Genomic DNA, 15,939 nt, shown 5'->3' with positions numbered 1-15,939 from the left:
TTTTTTCTAATTAACTATTTTTATCGATTTTATCATGATCTTGCCTCTGTCTCACATTTATTTGAAATGACTATATTATTCAATCTCGCGAAAAATCTACCATTCAAAAGTAGTTGAGTGGATTTGAGGAAGGAAATCCAACCACTATTTTTGTACCAAGACTTATCAAAACTGGTATCATAATCTAGTGGTATAAATTTTATTCATCATGCAAGAAATAAAGACAGCCCGATTGTATCTGAGACAATTTACGCCACACGACTTAGATGAGCTGTACCGCATCTATAGCGATCCGGAAATCATGAAATACCTCACAGGAGTTAGAAGTAGAGAAGCAACAGAACTCGCCATTCATACCATGCTCAAACGTTGGGAAGAAAACAACTTTGGAATGTGGGCTGTAGTACATAAAATAGACCGTAAAATGATTGGTCGCTGCGGACTGGGTTTTCTGGATCAGACACCGGAAGTTGAGCTAGGCTATGTACTCGACAAAGTTTATTGGAATCAAGGATTGGCGACAGAAGCATCTTTGGCTAGTCTAAATTATGGATTTGAAATATTAAAGTTAGACAGAATAGTTGCGATCGCACGCCCAGAAAATATCGCCTCGCAGCGGGTGATACAGAAAGTGGGCATGAAATATGAAAAAAATGCTCATTATTACGAAACTGATGTAGTATATTATTCTATCTCGCGAGAAACTTACCAGTCCAAAGTATCTTCGTAGGGTGCGCTAGGCGCACCTTACTCCATTTAAATTACTCACATCGCAAATGGGCATTATTGTGGGCTGACACCTACGAAGTCCTTTGCAATTGCTTGTTAACTTTTTGAATTTTCTTAGCAAAATACTCTTGTCTGTGTCCCAACTTTTTAGCCACTTCTAACCCTTGTTGATAGGATTCCAAAGCTTTAGCGTAAGCCTTCATCTCTTGATAAACTTGGCCGATATTGTCGTAAGCGTTCATCAATCCGTAGAAATTGTAAGCCCGCTCTTCTAACAGCAACTGCATTTGATAAATCCGCAAAGTCTGCTCCCACTGCTTTTGCGCTCGGTAAAGCCATGCTAATTTATCCAAAGCTTCGCTAGCTTGGCCATACTGTTGAATGGGAACGGCTAAATTGTATGCTTCCTGATAGTATTGAGCTGCTAAATTGATTTGGCCTATGGTTTGATAATCGCTGGCGATCGCAATTTTGATCGGTGGTATAGCACTCGGGTTTTGTAAGTTAAGATACACCGAGGCTAGTTTTTCCCTGGCTGCGATCGCCTTTAGCGGTTGTTTCGACTGCTGGTAAACGTAGGCCAACTGTCTCAGAGTATCTACCTCAGTTGGAGGAGTTACAGGCTGCGGTGGCGCGCCGTTTCCCGCAACTACAGCAGAATTTTGCACAGCAGAATTAGCAGCAAATAAAGCGCGGTTTTCCTGAATTAAAGTTGCCAATTCCTCATAAACCGGAGCAGCTTTATCGTAACTCAACCAATTGACGTGAATTAGCGCGATCGCCTTCAAAATTTGACCTTCAGCCAATATATCTTGCTTTTGGCGCGCCTTTTCGAGAATTTCTTGGTAAACTTCTACAGTCGGGCCTTTAGCGCGCACCTGCTGAAAAGCAGCAGCGAAGGCGGGGAGCAACTCAGTATTAAGTGGTACTTGGGATTTGACTTGTTTTTGAATTGCTTGCAACCGTTTGGTAATAAGCTGTAGTTCCAGGTTTTTACTGTTACTCCAAGCAACACTTCCCACCCGACTCAAAGCAGCAATTTCCGCCGCAGGCCCGAGATACCTCCGCAGTCGCAATTCTCGGAACCAAATTTCAAAAGCACCAGCCCCATCTCCAGCTTGCAGTTTAGCCGCTGCTTCTAAGTTTAACTCTTCCAAAGCCGCTGTCAGTTCGTCCCGCTGAGTGCTGCTCAAAGATTCGTTAGCGGGAGCTAGGGGATCGGGTGTGGTAATTTCTAGAGGATTAGGAGAAAATTGATCGAGGCCTGGTGGATTAGTTTGGGCGCTAGCAATAGAACCAGCACACAGCCACAAGAAAAGCAAGCACCCAATTGGCACAGAACTTCTCATTCTCAAAATTTGGTTGCCGCGATTCGGCATCTCTTCTAGAAACATCAAGTTTTGCATATCTACAAAACGGTATAAATTATGTCACAAAGATGGCACAAAAGCAAACTGTTCAACAAGAGCAACAAAATAAATGTCACCGCACTGAGCAATTATATTGATTTAAAGACGCTGGGCTATCCTCTTCGTTGGCGTAGCCCCCGTAGGGGCGGGCTGCGCCAACGCATTTTACGCTTATTAAGTCTAGCCCTAATACTTTTAACCGTTTGCACAGCTTGCGCCCCCCCTCCCGCAGTTGCTAGAGACCGCTCTTTTCCAGAAATGTCCCTAGAATTTTTGGGCGAGTACGAATTGCCAAAAACCAATTTTGAAGGATCGCCAGTCGGCGGTTTGTCAGGAATTACCTACGACCCCAAAGGTATTAGCGCCGTCCCTTCCAAAGCTTATCGCTTTTACGCTCTTTCCGACGACCCCAGCGAAAACGGAGAAGCCAGATTTTACAGTCTCCGACTCGACCTCACATCAAGTGACCCAGCAAATATTCGCCTGAAAAAAGTTACCGTTGAAGGCGTTACCTCCCTCAAAAAAACAGACGGTGAAACCTTCTCTTGGGGTTCCATCAATCCCGAAGGCATCGCCCTTTCTCCCCGCAACTCAGTATTTGTCGCCAGCGAAGGCGTCACTCATGCTGGCATCCCTCCTTTTCTCGGAGAATTCGACCTCAAAACAGGGAAAATGCGGGGAAAATTGCCGATTCCAAAGCGCTATATTCCCGATGCCAGCGATGAAAAACAGCAGCAAGGAGTGGTGGAAAATTTAGGTTTTGAATCTTTAACCATCGACCCAGAAACTTTTAGTCCGGGCGGTCTAGATCCGTTTCGTTTGTTCGCAGCTACGGAAGCGCCGTTAATGCAAGATTCAGACCCGGAACAGGCAAGCAAACTCCGTCTTTTACATTATATAATCGTCGATAAAACGCCGCAATTAGTCTCGGAAAATCTTTACACGCTAGACCAAGTTCCCATGACTATTTTGAACGGTTTAACAGAATTAGTAACAATCGGTGGCGGTCAGATTCTGAGTTTAGAACGTTCTTTTGGGCTGTCGGGATACAGCGCTAGGATTTATCAATTAGCAGTTGGGGCTGCTACAGATACTTCGAGAATTCAGAGTTTTAAAGGGCGAGTGGCGGTCGAACCTGTTAAGAAAAAGTTGCTGCTAGACTTAAGCGAACTCGGAATTCCGCTGTACAATTTAGAGGGAATGACCCTCGGACCGCAGTTGCCAGATGGCAGCAAAAGTGTAGTTTTAGTCAGTGACGACAATTTTGATGAAGCGCAGAAAACTCAGTTTCTTTTATTTAGCTTGAAGGGCAAAGTTTAGGTCATAAGGGCGGGCTAGAAGCCCACCCCACCCACAAGAAGATTTATTCTTTGTGAAACAGGCCCGAAAGTCTGTTGAGGAAAACCGTACAATAAAATTCACTCTTTGTGGAACAGGCATCTTGCCTGTTCATAAAAAAGTTAAATCAAATTAATTCAAATATAAAATACCCTAATTATGCCAACTCGTAAAATTTTGCACTTACCAGACATGGAACTTTCCTACCTAGAATGGCAGGCAGAAACAGGGAAAGAAAAAGTTCCGCGTTTGCTGCTGCTGCACGGTTTAGCAGATAGTGCGTCTGTCTGGACTAGCTTCGGCAATTACTTGTCAAACCGCTATCATATTGTAGCGCCAGATATGCGCGGTCACGGAGAGAGTAGCAAACCAAAAACAGGCTATACTTTTGAAAGTGCGATCGCAGATTTAGAAGCTTTGATGGCACATCTCAACTGGCCTGATGCCCACATTTTAGGACATTCTTGGACGGGCAAACTAGCAGCGATTTGGGCGAGGCAAAATCCCGATCGCTTTTGCAGTATGATTTTAGTAGACCCCATTTTCATCACCAAAATGCCCGCTGTGATGAAACTCACCCTGCCAATTGTTTACCGAAAATTAGACTGTCTCAAATGTGTGGGCCCGTTTGCGACTTTATCCCAAGCAGAAGCAGCAGCAAAACAATCGGGAGAATACGCAGATTGGAGTGAGGTGCAGCAAATGGTATTCCAACACCAAATCGAACAAAAATCCGACGGAAGTTGGGGCAGTAAATTTACGATTGCAGCCAGAAATCAGATATTTGCAGAAGTGATGAAAGTTGCCGGTTTAACTGAAAATATTGATATCCAGACTTTGTTTGTACAGCCGGAAAAAGGCGTAAATCGCATGGCTTGGCAAATGCAGCCGTATCAGACATACTTGAAAAATCTTACCGTTGCAAAAGTACCGGGAAATCACTGGTCTTTTTTGACTGAACCGGAAACTTTTAATCAAACTGTGGCAGAGTTTTTAGAGGGTACAAGACAGTGAATGTAGAAATTATTGCACATCGGGGATTTTCGGCGATCGCCCCGGAGAATACTTTAGCAGCTTTTGAACTGGCGATCGCCCGTGGAGCTCATTCGATCGAATTTGACATCCAGCTATCCGCCGACAACGTACCAGTGATTTTTCACGACGCAACATTAGATAGAATCACGGGAGTTTCGGGCAAAGTTAGGGAAAAAACTCTGTCTCAATTGCAGACATTTAATGCGGGAAAATGGTTTAGCGATGAATTTTCACAAGAAAAAATTCCTACCTTAAAAGCCGCATTAACCATACTCAAAAATGTTGGCAAATTTCTTTACTTTGATGTCAAACCTCACTGCGAGTGGTCTGATTCAGATGTCGCTGATTTTATCAATACTCTGAAGGGCGCAGAGCTCCAACACAAATGCGTTATTACTTCCTTTAACGATGGATTTCTGGAACAAGTGCGGCGGCTATCGGGCGATTTGGCGATCGGACACATTGTTGCTAATCTAGAAGCATACAAAACTCAATTTGCTCAAGCTGTGGCGCATCGGGATAATTTGATTAGCAGCCAGTACCGCGTGTTGCTGGAAAACCCCGCACTAATTCAAGAAAGCCGGAGTCAGGGAGTTGACATTGTGGCCTGGACGGTGGACGATCGAGCGGATATGCAAAAGTTACTTGATTTGGGTATAACGCGGATAGTCACTAATTGTTTGATATGATCTTTTTAACCGCCGATGAACGCAGATAAACGCAGATAATAGATGAATTACTTTCGCAAAAGCATCCACGAAATGTCTGGCTATGTGCCGGGGGAACAGCCACCGCTAGGCACAAAAATTATTAAACTAAATTCTAATGAAAATCCCTATCCGCCTTCTCCCAAAGCCTTAAAGGTGCTTCAGGAAATAAACGGAGAAATGCTGCGGCGCTATCCAGAACCAACTGGGAAAAGTTTCCGCATCGCTGCTAGTCAAGTTTTGGGAGTTGCTGAAGATTGGATTGTTGTAGGTAACGGCAGTGACGATTTATTAAATTTGATAGTTCGCGCTGTGGGCGAATCTGGGAAACAGATTGTTTGTCCTGCACCTACCTATGTATTGTACCGCACTTTGGCAGAAATTCAAGATGCAGAATTTGTGGAAGTTCCTTATCCCGACGACTACGACTTACCAGTCGATTTGTTAATAGCAGCCAGAGGGGCAGTAACTTTTGTAGCGTCGCCCAACAGTCCATCGGGAACAGCCATCTCTGTTGCCGATTTGGAGAAACTGGCTAAAGAGTTATCGGGCATTCTTGTTATCGATGAAGCTTATGTAGATTTCGCAGAAAATAATGCTTTGGAATTGACACAAAAATACAGTAATGTTATAGTTTTGAGAACGCTTTCCAAAGGTTATTCCCTGGCAGGAATGAGGCTGGGTTTTGCCATAGCCAATCCGGCGCTGCTGGCTGAATTAAATAAAGTTAAAGACAGCTACAATGTGGATGCTGTAGCTTATGCGGTGGCGGCGGGTGCGATCGCAGATCAAGACTACAAAACAGCCAACGCCGAAAAGATTAAGGCTTCGCGAGCAAAACTAGCCCTTAGTTTCCAGGAATTAGGCTTTGAAGTTTGGCCCTCACAAACCAACTTTTTGTTAGTTAAGCCACCAAACGGCGATGCAGAAAGAATTTATCAAACACTGAAAGTACGCGGAATATTAATTCGATACTTCAATCAGCCACGATTAGAAGACAAATTGCGGATTAGTGTAGGTACGGAGGAACAAAATCAAATATTGGTTAAAACTTTGAAAGAAATCCTATAACTAACGATCACACTAAAATTAGTTTCTAGTGATAACTTTAGTCGTCTGATTTGTATGAAGACTTGCATTCATCACTACAAACAGCTTGATTACGGATAATTATTAGGATTGTCGATCGCTAACCCTTCGGAATGAGCAATATTCAGCAATCGGCTGTCCGCAGAAACAAAAATTAGTTGAGTTTCTGGCATTGATGTTAAAACAGATTGAACGCGCAAAGCAGCCGCCAATTGCACAGCATCATAAGCCCGCAGCGGTTTTTGCATCACCAGTGCGCCCGCTGTTTCTATCAAAGTGCGATCGACTTCAAGAACTTCATACTGGTTGTCAAAATCCGTGCGAAAATCTCCCATAAGTTGGTCAACCTCATCGATAGATAGACTACCCTCTCGTTGACGGCGTGAAAAAGCGCTGCATACCTCCACCCAAGTAATCTGAGAAATCGCGAGAAAGTTACCTTCTGCAGGAAAAGTAATTGATTGAATCCAATTACTTCCCAATTCAGGCACATACCGTTTAACCAAAGCGCTGGTGTCTAAGAAATAGGCATTTACCACGGGCCGCGATCCTCAATAACGATTTCAGAAAGAGGTTTTCCCACTCTTCCCTTGAGTTTTTCAAACAGTTCGCGCCGCTTTTGTTCGGCGGCTGCATCTAGCTTAAACTGTTTTGTTGGCAAACGCACCAATCCCCGTACATCCATCAACTTAATCGCTTTTTCGCGATCGCCCTTGAGTTCTTCCGGCGAAACTTCCGCTACAATTGTGATTTGCACAGTTTCCCCATCATTCAATGACAAAGGACTCAAGGGACGAAAAACCCCGTTTTCGTAGATAGCAGTAATAGTTTCTGGCATAATTAGCCTCTTAATTAAATGCTTTGAATTATTGTACTTCTTTTAATTACTTCGTTGCCACCACAGCCAAATTCCAAGCCAAGCGCTTCATCAAAGGCAACTTCTTCAAAAACCCATCCAACCCTTCTAACCGAGAGTATTCCGGTTTCAGTCTCTCTTGTTCAATGATAATCTTTTTCCAATAACGCTCCTCATTCGGATGCACTTTTTCGACCAAATAAAAACGCAAAAAAATCCACAGCGCCGTCAGCCAAAACGTATCATAAGCCGTCTCTGAAAACAAAGACTTGACACAATTCACAATATTAATATCCAAAGGAGTTTCATCCTCAGTTCGCACCTCAGTCGCCATTTTGCGGTAAACATTAATCACCGGATTGTGCTTCATCGGGTCCCAAAAACAAGCTTTACCCCCAGGCTTCAGGACGCGGTGCATTTCGCGAATTGCCTTTTCTGGTTCCGGCAAGTGGTGCAGCAAATTAGAAGCGTAAACAATATCAAAACTGTTGTCCGGGAAATCCATAGCCATTGCATTTACAGTGCAGCCCTCTATTTTGACGCCGTTTTTATCGGCCAATTTCAGAGCCACTTCTACCATGCCCTGAGAATAGTCCGCAGCCACACAATTCGCACCTTTTTTAGCAAAATAAACGCTATTTTCTCCGGCGCCGCAGCCTAAATCTAACAGGCGTTTGCCTGTAATATCGCCCATTTGTTTTAGAATAAATCTATTTTCTGGGGCGGTACAAGCTTCAAAGTAATCATTGACTTGAATGCCGTCAATATCGATTGTGGATGCCCAAGCATCGTGGAATTGCCGCTCTTTTTTTAAAGTTTCGTCTTGCATTTTTTAAGAGTTAGTTATGAGTAAAAAAAAGTAATTTTAAACCGCAGATAAACCCGGATAAAGGCAGATTAATTGAGATTTATCTGCTTCGATCTGGGTTCGTCTGCGGTTTGTTTCAAGAAAAATGGCTGACAAGAAATTTATCAGCGCTGTGCTTCTGCAACAACTTCATTTCTGAGCTGAGTGGGCTGTTGGGAGGATTTTTCAGCACTATGCTGCAATGCCTGATACAGGCGATTTAAAGCGCTGATGTATGCTTCTGCGGACGCTACGATAATGTCGGTATTTGCTGAGTGACCGGAAAATACTTTGCCTTCGTGGCGCAAGCGAATTGTTACCTCGCCGATCGCATCTATGCCCGCTGTTACCGATTGTACAGAAAACTCGATCAACTCGTTCGGTACGTTTACCACCCGGTTAATTGCCCTGTAAATTGCATCCACAGGCCCGGTGCCGATCGCAGCATCGGTCAATTCTTCGCCCGCCGGATTCCGCACAGTGACAGTTGCTGTCGGCCGAGATTTGTCGCCGCAGGAAACCTGCACCAATTCTAACCGGAACAGTTCCGGTGCTTGGTGGGCTTCGTTATTGGCGATCGCCTCTAAATCCCAATCAGTAATCTCTTTTTTCTTGTCTGCCAAATCTTTGAACTTGACAAAAGCCTTATTTAGCTCATCGTCGGCCATTTCAAAACCCAACTCTTTCAAGCGAGTGTGAAATGCGTGGCGCCCCGACAATTTACCGAGCACGATTTGATTTTCAGTTAAGCCGATCGACTCAGCGTCCATAATCTCGTATGTCCGCTTATTTTTCAGCACCCCGTCTTGGTGAATTCCCGACTCGTGAGCGAAAGCGTTTGCCCCGACAATCGCCTTATTTGGCTGCACCAACATCCCCGTCAAATTGGAAACCAAGCGCGATGTTTTGTAAATTTGGCGCGAGTCAATATTAGTCAGCGGTTCCTCAGATTCCGCAGGCCTGCCCAAGAAAGGATTATAATATTGGCGCCGCACGTAAAGCGCCATAACCAACTCTTCCAGAGCCGCATTTCCCGCCCGTTCGCCAATGCCGTTAATCGTGCATTCTAACTGTCTGGCACCATTTTTCACAGCTTCCAAAAAGTTAGCAACAGCCAATCCTAAGTCATTGTGACCGTGAACCGAAATAATTGTGCGATCGATATTCGGCACATTTTCCTTAATTCCCCGAATCAAAGCCCCAAACTCGCTCGGAGTTGTGTAGCCGACAGTATCGGGAATATTAACAGTAGTCGCACCGGCTGCGATCGCCCGTTCTAGAACCTGATACAAAAACTCCGGTTCCGATCGACAAGCATCTTCCGGGGAAAACTCCACATCATCCACAAAAGACTTAGCGTAAGCCACCATTTCCGGCACAATTTCCAGAACTTCAGCCCGCGTCTTTTTCAGCTTATACTCTAAGTGAATATCAGACGTAGCCAGAAACGTATGAATTCGCGCATTTGCTGCTGGTTTCAGAGCCTCTGCTGCTGTTTTAATATCCTCCTTTCTCGCCCGTGCTAAACCGCAAATTGTCGGGCCCTCTTCCGTGCCCACCGATCGGGCTATTTTTTGGACTGCCTCGAAATCTCCCGTGCTGGTGAAAGGGAAACCCGCTTCAATCACATCCACGCCCAATCTCGCTAACTGGCGAGCGATCGTCAGCTTTTCATCCCCATTCAGAGATGCACCCGGAGATTGTTCTCCGTCCCGCAAAGTCGTATCGAAAATAATAATCCGGTCTTGACTTGGTTGAGTTTTCATAGCTCTAAAAAAGTGTTTTCCTGATTTTTTCTCGTCCGCTGTTCTGGGCAATTAGTCCCCAGTCAGTCGATTTTAGATTTTAGATTTACTCCACAGATGAATCTGAGAACTTGAACCTTAGTCTAAAATTTTGGGCTATTGGTGACTCCTGTCGGAAAGCAAGTATGCGTTTTTGGGCGGGGCATCAGTCCCGTGTTTCGCGCCCATAACGAATAATTAATAACCCATAACCATAACTAATGACTACTGACTGATGACTAATGACTAATAACTAATGACTAATGACTAATAACTACTGACTAATAATCCATCTTTTCGATATGTTCCCTAATTTCATTTAGGTCTATATACCTATCTGTAGCATTTCGTAACTCTCTAGCAATCATTCCTTCGGTTGATACCACAGTAATATGAGTATTTTTCGAGCGGAGCAGCTCGATCGCGCGCTCAAAATCTCCATCCCCGCTAAACAGCACAACTTGGTCGTATTGATCCACGGTATTAAACATATCAACCACAATCTCTATGTCTAAATTAGCCTTTTGAGAATATCTGCCCGAAGCATCGTCGTAATATTCCTTAAGAATTTTAGTGCGAACCGTGTAACCTAGACTGATCAGAGCATCTCGAAATCCCCTTTGATCTTGGGGGTCTTTCAGACCCGTATACCAGAAAGCATTGATCAAGATGACATTCGGCTGCGAAGTTTTGAAATATTCGAGCACCCTGCGAGGATCAAAAAACCAACCGTTCTTTTGTTGAGCGTAGAACATATTGTTCCCGTCCACAAAAATAGAAAGGCGGTTCATTAAGTTTGTCATAGAAACTTAGACCTAATAATTGTAGAAAGAAGTTAATCTAAATATCACATTTTAGCAACATGGAGCTAACTGAGGCAATAGATTAGACTTCAGAAAACTCCATCTCCCCAGTATTTCATATTTTCGGCTCTACCGCCAGAGGGTTCTTTTAACCCTGCTTGCATTTGAGCGAGGGGCCCTCACAAACTATACGCCTAGTAACTCAATACCGGCTGCCGTGTCAAGGTTAATGGCGCCTTCAAACTACCGCCAAGCAGGCATACCGAAGCGCATAGCAGTAGATTTTGCTCCCTGATTTCATAGCGCAGACTACCTCCGCTCAAGCCTTTTTGCTTTCAAGAGCCCAGCGAGCTAACTCTGTCCGGTTGTGCAGACCTGTTTTGCCCAGCATATTGCTGACGTGGCTTTCGATAGTCCGCTGGCTGACATTCATCACGTCTGCGATCTGGCGGTTTGCCATACCCTGCGCTAGCAACTGTACCACCTTTAACTCAGTGGGAGTCAATTCGACATTGCGGCGCGCCTTAATTTTAGGGCCACTCTCCATACCGGGATTTGAGTGGCGAATCAAGCGGGATGCTGCTTTCAGAGAAGATTCCACTTGGGCTACCAGTTCTTCTGGTTCAAAAGGCTTGACTATATAAACGTCAGCCCCAGTGCTCAAGCCTTTTACTCGGTCTGAACTTTGACCTTTTGCGGACAAGAAAAGAACCGGAATCCAGCTAGTGCGAGGGTCTTCTCTGATGTGTTTGACTAAAGTGTAGCCGTCCATTTCCGGCATCATCACATCGCAGATAATCAAGTCGGGAACTTCTTGTTCTAGTTTTTCCAGAGCGTCTCTGCCGTTTTCTGCTGTAATGACGTTGTAACCCCGAAACTCCAAGTAGTCCTTGACCAGCAAGATCAAGTTGGGGTCGTCGTCAACCAGCATCAGCCGTTTTTGTTCTCCTGAATTATTGTCCTTTGTCATGTTTATTCCCGCTAAAGTATCCCGCACACTTCCTTGTTTTCACTTCTGTTTTTTCGGTCAGTCCCCCGCCACCCGGTTGGGAGTGGAGGACGACGATCGACTGAAGGGATGGCGGTGAGGGAAAGCGGGGCGGGTATTACCGCTTTCCAACCTATAATTGACGGCTGTTTGTGAGTGTCTTACGACCTGGAACGCAGCCAAAACCATTAATGGACGATCGCCCTGTCAAGATCAGCCTTGATTGATTGGAGATTCCCTAACAGAGCCCAAGTTAAATATCTTTAATCTCGATCGGTTCAATTTCAGGTTAATGCCCCGGTTTTAAATGATACTTCTGATATAGAGAAATTTAAGCAGACTCCCTACTTACGTATTTAACTGTTTCTAGTGTAGTTTGGCAACCTGCATAGTGTCTGCCACTGAGAAAATTTTGCACAAAATTTCACAGTTCTTCCGATCGATTTTTTTTACTGTACCTTTTGAGAAACACAAGGAACACGGGCAGCCGTACCAGGAAGACAAGAACCTAACTACAGTTTTATTGAGCTGTAGCAGGTGCGATCGCCCGGAAGCCAAACTGTCTCAAATTCTCACCCTTAACCTTAAATTTAACACTTTACCTATAACCCTGTAATTTAAACAGCGCTACACTTAAATGTTTGGCTCCGCCTCAGCAGGCACAGGTAAAGGATGAGTCAAGAAAGCGTATTCTTGAACTACCTTTGAGTTTAGGAGATGTTCCTGAATAATTCTCTCAATGACGGGTGGAGTAACGTCGCGATACCACACTCCGTCTGGATAGACTACCATAATCGGGCCAGACGCGCACACTCGCAGGCAATTGGCTTTCGTGCGAAAGATGCAGGTTGGTCGAGTGGGACTTGGCTTGTCGATCCCCAATTCTTGCAAGCGTTTTTTTAAGTAATTCCACGCCTCCAGACTGGTTTGCCGATCGCAGCACTTGGGCACGGTTTGGTCGGCACAGATAAAAATATGCCGCTCGATTTGAGCGATTCCCAGGCTTTGGACGCAAGCGCTCAAGCCTTGGCTGCAAGATTCCTCGTTATTTTCTGTCATTGTCTTCATCAATCTCAAGTAATTGGTTAGCGGTCGAAATTCATCACCACAGCCCCCACTCTCGCCTCTTTTTGCCTCCAACTCATGCTCGGTTCGGGAACCCGTACTGACAACTAAGTTGCGATCGCCCCTTTCTAGAGCTAAATTAGCACTCAGGAGTCGAGAGTGCTAATATGTCAGTTGTAAGCAGTCGGCTGTTGCTTTCATAGCGACCCCTGACCGCTGACTGACTAGGATCTGTAATCTGGAGATTTATTTATGGCAGCAGTATCACTGAGTGTTTCTACCGTTAAACCGTTAGGCGAGCGCGTGTTCGTGAAAGTAAGCGCTAGCGAAGAAAAAACCGCCGGCGGCATCCTTCTGCCCGACACAGCTAAGGAAAAGCCCCAAGTAGGCGAAGTCGCGGCCGTGGGCCCCGGCAAGCGCAACGACGACGGCACTCGCATTGAAATGGAAGTCAAAGTCGGCGACAAAGTTCTCTACTCGAAGTACGCCGGCACCGACATCAAACTCGGCACAGACGAATACGTCTTGCTTGCAGAAAAAGACATTCTGGCGATCGTTAACTAATTAATCATTAGTCATCAGTCCTTAGTCCTTAGTCCTTAGTCATCAGTCATTAGTTTAAAGCGAACGCCGCCCAACAACTAATGACACGGGACAAATGACTAAAATCCATCATCCCCAATCCAAAATCTCAAACCCTCACATCCCCAAAAACTATGGCTAAGCGTATTATCTACAACGAAAATGCACGTCGCGCCCTCGAACGCGGTATGGACATTTTGGCCGAAGCAGTGGCCGTAACCCTCGGCCCCAAAGGCCGTAACGTGGTTCTCGAAAAGAAATTCGGAGCTCCTCAAATCGTCAATGACGGCGTTACCATCGCCAAAGAAATCGAACTAGAAGACCATGTAGAAAATACAGGCGTTGCTCTAATTCGTCAAGCTGCTTCCAAAACCAACGACGCAGCAGGCGACGGTACCACCACTGCTACCGTTTTGGCTCACGCAATGGTCAAAGAAGGTCTGCGGAACGTAGCAGCCGGCGCAAATGCGATCGCCCTCAAGCGCGGTGTTGACAAAGCAACCACGTTTTTGGTAGAAAAAATTGCCGAACACGCCAAACAAGTAGAAGATTCCAAAGCCATCGCTCAAGTCGGCTCCATCTCTGCTGGTAACGACGATGAAGTCGGCCAAATGATTGCCAACGCAATGGACAAGGTGGGCAAAGAAGGCGTGATTTCCTTGGAAGAAGGGAAGTCTATGACCACCGAATTGGAAATCACCGAAGGGATGCGCTTCGACAAAGGCTACATTTCTCCCTACTTCGTCACCGACACCGAACGGATGGAAGCGATTCTCGAAGAACCTTTCATCTTGCTGACAGACAAGAAAATTGCTCTGGTACAAGATTTAGTACCCGTGCTCGAACAAGTAGCTCGTTCCGGCCGCCCGCTGTTGATCATTGCAGAAGACATTGAGAAAGAAGCTCTAGCTACCCTCGTTGTCAACAAACTGCGCGGTGTGTTGAACGTGACTGCTGTTAAAGCACCTGGTTTTGGCGATCGACGCAAAGCCATGTTAGAAGATATCGCCGTATTGACCGGCGGTCAACTAATCACCGAAGACGCCGGTTTGAAACTGGAAAATACCAAGCTCGACATGATCGGCAAAGCCCGCCGCATCACCATCACCAAAGACAGCACCACAATTGTTGCCGAAGGTAACGAAGCCGCAGTCAAGTCCCGCTGCGAACAAATTCGCCGTCAAATGGACGAAACTGAGTCTTCCTACGACAAAGAGAAGCTGCAAGAACGTTTGGCCAAATTGGCTGGCGGCGTCGCAGTCATCAAAGTCGGCGCGGCTACCGAAACAGAAATGAAGGATCGCAAACTGCGTCTTGAAGATGCGATCAACGCTACCAAAGCTGCTGTAGAAGAAGGAATTGTTCCTGGCGGCGGTACAACTTTGGCTCACCTGACTCCTCAATTGGAAGAGTGGGCGAATAGCACTTTGAAGGGCGAAGAATTGACCGGTGCTTTGATTGTGGCACGGGCTCTGGCTGCTCCTCTGAAGCGGATTGCTGAAAATGCTGGTTTGAATGGCGCTGTAATTGCTGAGCGCGTCAAAGAAAAGCCGTTCAACGTCGGTTTCAACGCAGCGACAAATGAGTTTGTCGATATGTTTGAAGCTGGTATCGTTGACCCTGCGAAGGTGACTCGTTCTGCTCTGCAAAATGCAGCATCCATTGCTGGTATGGTGCTGACAACCGAGTGCATCGTCGTTGACAAGCCTGAACCGAAGGATGGCGCTGCTGCTGGCGCTGGCGGCGGCATGGGCGGTGGCGACTTCGATTACTAATTAATCGTCGTCTTTAAAGTAGGTGGGGGCGCAAGGGCCCTCACCTACTTTATTTTAATTAAGAGGTTGATTAATAAATCAAGTATCATAGTGGTGTACTCTCTAGTATAGTGAGAGGCGCTATGAAAGCAGAAGTTCTTAAAAGATTATTTAGGGCGATCGCCAGTGCCGACACAGAGGCGATCGACAAACTCACACACCTAGTCATTGAGGAAGAACGCCAGAAGGGACACACGCTACTAGCCGACCAATTAGAGAATATTACCAAAAAGAGCCAGAAAGAGAAATCGACCTCTAACAGCAAAGCAGCTTCGCCAGTACCAAATAGCCGACAAGCTTTAAGCGAACTGCCGACAAGTAAGCGATTAAACCTTCCTTTAGTGACTGTCATAGGAAGGGAAAAACTGCGGCATCACATGGTGCTTCCTGAAGTTATTGAAAAACGTTTCCAGCGAATTGAGCGCGAGTATGCAGCAAGAGATAGGCTTGCTCATCACGGACTCCGCTACAGACAAAAAATTCTTCTGTACGGTTTCCCCGGCTGTGGTAAGACACTCGGAGCAGAGCGTTTAGCTTGGAATACAGGTTTACCACTTCTCAAAGTTCGATTTGATGCAATGGTATCATCTTTTTTAGGCGAAACGGCGAGTAATTTGAGGCTGGTTTTTGAAGAAGCATCTAAAAATCCATGTTTGTTGTTTCTTGATGAATGCGACTCTATTGCTAAATCAAGAGAAGACCATCAGGAAGTAGGAGAAATTAAGCGAGTGGTAAATACATTTCTTCAAATTTTGGATGAATATGAACCCACCTCTGGTCTGATTGTAGCAGCTACAAACCTGACTAAATCTCTTGGGGAGCATCCCGGTTGTGTAAAAGTGCTATCCAGAGAGGATAATAGGTAGAGCGTCAACAGAAGCGTGAACTGCATT

The 15,939-nt window shown here is 45.5% G+C and carries 16 protein-coding genes; 8 read left to right on the top strand and 8 right to left on the bottom strand.

Annotated elements, in window-relative coordinates; translation table 11 throughout:
- Positions 1–208 precede the first annotated feature (208 nt).
- Positions 209–730 (top strand): GNAT family N-acetyltransferase, encoded by a 522-nt coding sequence (locus QUA40_RS23460; protein ID WP_333130322.1) that lies wholly within the window; start codon positions 209–211, stop codon positions 728–730.
- A 70-nt stretch (positions 731–800) separates the two neighbouring features.
- Here QUA40_RS23460 and QUA40_RS23455 read toward each other — a convergent pair whose 3' ends face one another.
- Positions 801–2,135 (bottom strand): tetratricopeptide repeat protein, encoded by a 1,335-nt coding sequence (locus QUA40_RS23455; RefSeq protein WP_333130320.1) that lies wholly within the window; start codon positions 2,133–2,135, stop codon positions 801–803.
- Between the two features lie 21 nt (positions 2,136–2,156).
- Between QUA40_RS23455 and QUA40_RS23450 the strand changes: the two genes are divergently transcribed.
- From QUA40_RS23450 to hisC, 4 genes are all read left to right on the top strand, one after another.
- The gene (locus QUA40_RS23450; protein ID WP_333130318.1) at positions 2,157–3,458 is read left to right on the top strand and encodes an esterase-like activity of phytase family protein; all 1,302 of its coding nucleotides are present in this window, start codon (positions 2,157–2,159) and stop codon (positions 3,456–3,458) included.
- Positions 3,459–3,635: 177 nt separating this feature from the next.
- A complete protein-coding gene (locus tag QUA40_RS23445) occupies positions 3,636–4,490 on the top strand; it encodes an alpha/beta hydrolase (protein WP_333130316.1) in 855 nt (284 codons plus the stop codon).
- Positions 4,487–5,200 (top strand): glycerophosphodiester phosphodiesterase family protein, encoded by a 714-nt coding sequence (locus QUA40_RS23440; RefSeq protein ID WP_333130315.1) that lies wholly within the window; start codon positions 4,487–4,489, stop codon positions 5,198–5,200. The genes QUA40_RS23445 and QUA40_RS23440 overlap by 4 nt, the downstream gene beginning before the upstream one ends.
- Positions 5,201–5,242: 42 nt before the next feature.
- Complete coding sequence (gene hisC / locus QUA40_RS23435; RefSeq protein WP_333130313.1) at positions 5,243–6,289, top strand: histidinol-phosphate transaminase; 1,047 nt, start codon at positions 5,243–5,245, stop codon at positions 6,287–6,289.
- Between the two features lie 89 nt (positions 6,290–6,378).
- Here the strand turns inward: hisC and QUA40_RS23430 are convergent, their stop codons facing one another.
- The 7 genes from QUA40_RS23430 to QUA40_RS23400 form a co-directional block, all read right to left on the bottom strand.
- Positions 6,379–6,846 (bottom strand): type II toxin-antitoxin system VapC family toxin, encoded by a 468-nt coding sequence (locus QUA40_RS23430; protein ID WP_333130311.1) that lies wholly within the window; start codon positions 6,844–6,846, stop codon positions 6,379–6,381.
- The gene (locus QUA40_RS23425; RefSeq protein ID WP_333130309.1) at positions 6,840–7,145 is read right to left on the bottom strand and encodes an antitoxin family protein; all 306 of its coding nucleotides are present in this window, start codon (positions 7,143–7,145) and stop codon (positions 6,840–6,842) included. Before QUA40_RS23425 ends, QUA40_RS23430 begins: the two co-directional genes overlap by 7 nt.
- A gap of 46 nt (positions 7,146–7,191) precedes the next feature.
- Positions 7,192–7,992 (bottom strand): class I SAM-dependent methyltransferase, encoded by an 801-nt coding sequence (locus QUA40_RS23420; RefSeq protein ID WP_333130307.1) that lies wholly within the window; start codon positions 7,990–7,992, stop codon positions 7,192–7,194.
- Between the two features lie 143 nt (positions 7,993–8,135).
- Positions 8,136–9,776 carry a 2-isopropylmalate synthase gene (locus QUA40_RS23415; RefSeq protein WP_333130304.1) on the bottom strand — a complete coding sequence of 547 codons (1,641 nt, stop codon included), beginning with the start codon at positions 9,774–9,776 and terminating at the stop codon, positions 8,136–8,138.
- Positions 9,777–10,075: 299 nt separating this feature from the next.
- Positions 10,076–10,597, bottom strand: a complete 522-nt coding sequence (locus QUA40_RS23410; protein WP_006633075.1) for a LabA-like NYN domain-containing protein — start codon at positions 10,595–10,597, stop codon at positions 10,076–10,078.
- Between the two features lie 319 nt (positions 10,598–10,916).
- On the bottom strand, positions 10,917–11,567 hold the full coding sequence (locus QUA40_RS23405) for a response regulator transcription factor (protein WP_333038438.1): 651 nt from the start codon (positions 11,565–11,567) through the stop codon (positions 10,917–10,919).
- A gap of 651 nt (positions 11,568–12,218) precedes the next feature.
- Positions 12,219–12,644: a ferredoxin gene (locus QUA40_RS23400; RefSeq protein ID WP_333130323.1), complete on the bottom strand. Its 426-nt coding sequence runs from the start codon at positions 12,642–12,644 to the stop codon at positions 12,219–12,221.
- Between the two features lie 258 nt (positions 12,645–12,902).
- Here QUA40_RS23400 and groES point away from each other — a divergent pair, with 258 nt between their 5' ends.
- From groES to QUA40_RS23385, 3 genes are all read left to right on the top strand, one after another.
- Complete coding sequence (gene groES, locus QUA40_RS23395; protein WP_332945088.1) at positions 12,903–13,214, top strand: co-chaperone GroES; 312 nt, start codon at positions 12,903–12,905, stop codon at positions 13,212–13,214.
- A 152-nt stretch (positions 13,215–13,366) separates the two neighbouring features.
- Complete coding sequence (gene groL / locus QUA40_RS23390) at positions 13,367–15,007, top strand: chaperonin GroEL (protein WP_333130301.1); 1,641 nt, start codon at positions 13,367–13,369, stop codon at positions 15,005–15,007.
- A 122-nt stretch (positions 15,008–15,129) separates the two neighbouring features.
- Positions 15,130–15,912, top strand: coding sequence for an ATP-binding protein (locus QUA40_RS23385; protein WP_333130299.1), 783 nt, complete (start codon positions 15,130–15,132; stop codon positions 15,910–15,912).
- The last annotated feature ends 27 nt before the right edge of the window (positions 15,913–15,939 follow it).

The organism is Microcoleus sp. Pol11C3 (assembly GCF_036701485.1).
Taxonomy (GTDB): domain Bacteria; phylum Cyanobacteriota; class Cyanobacteriia; order Cyanobacteriales; family Microcoleaceae; genus Microcoleus.
The sequence above is the reverse complement of the archived record's forward strand: the minus strand, read 5'-3'. Positions and strand labels throughout refer to the sequence as shown.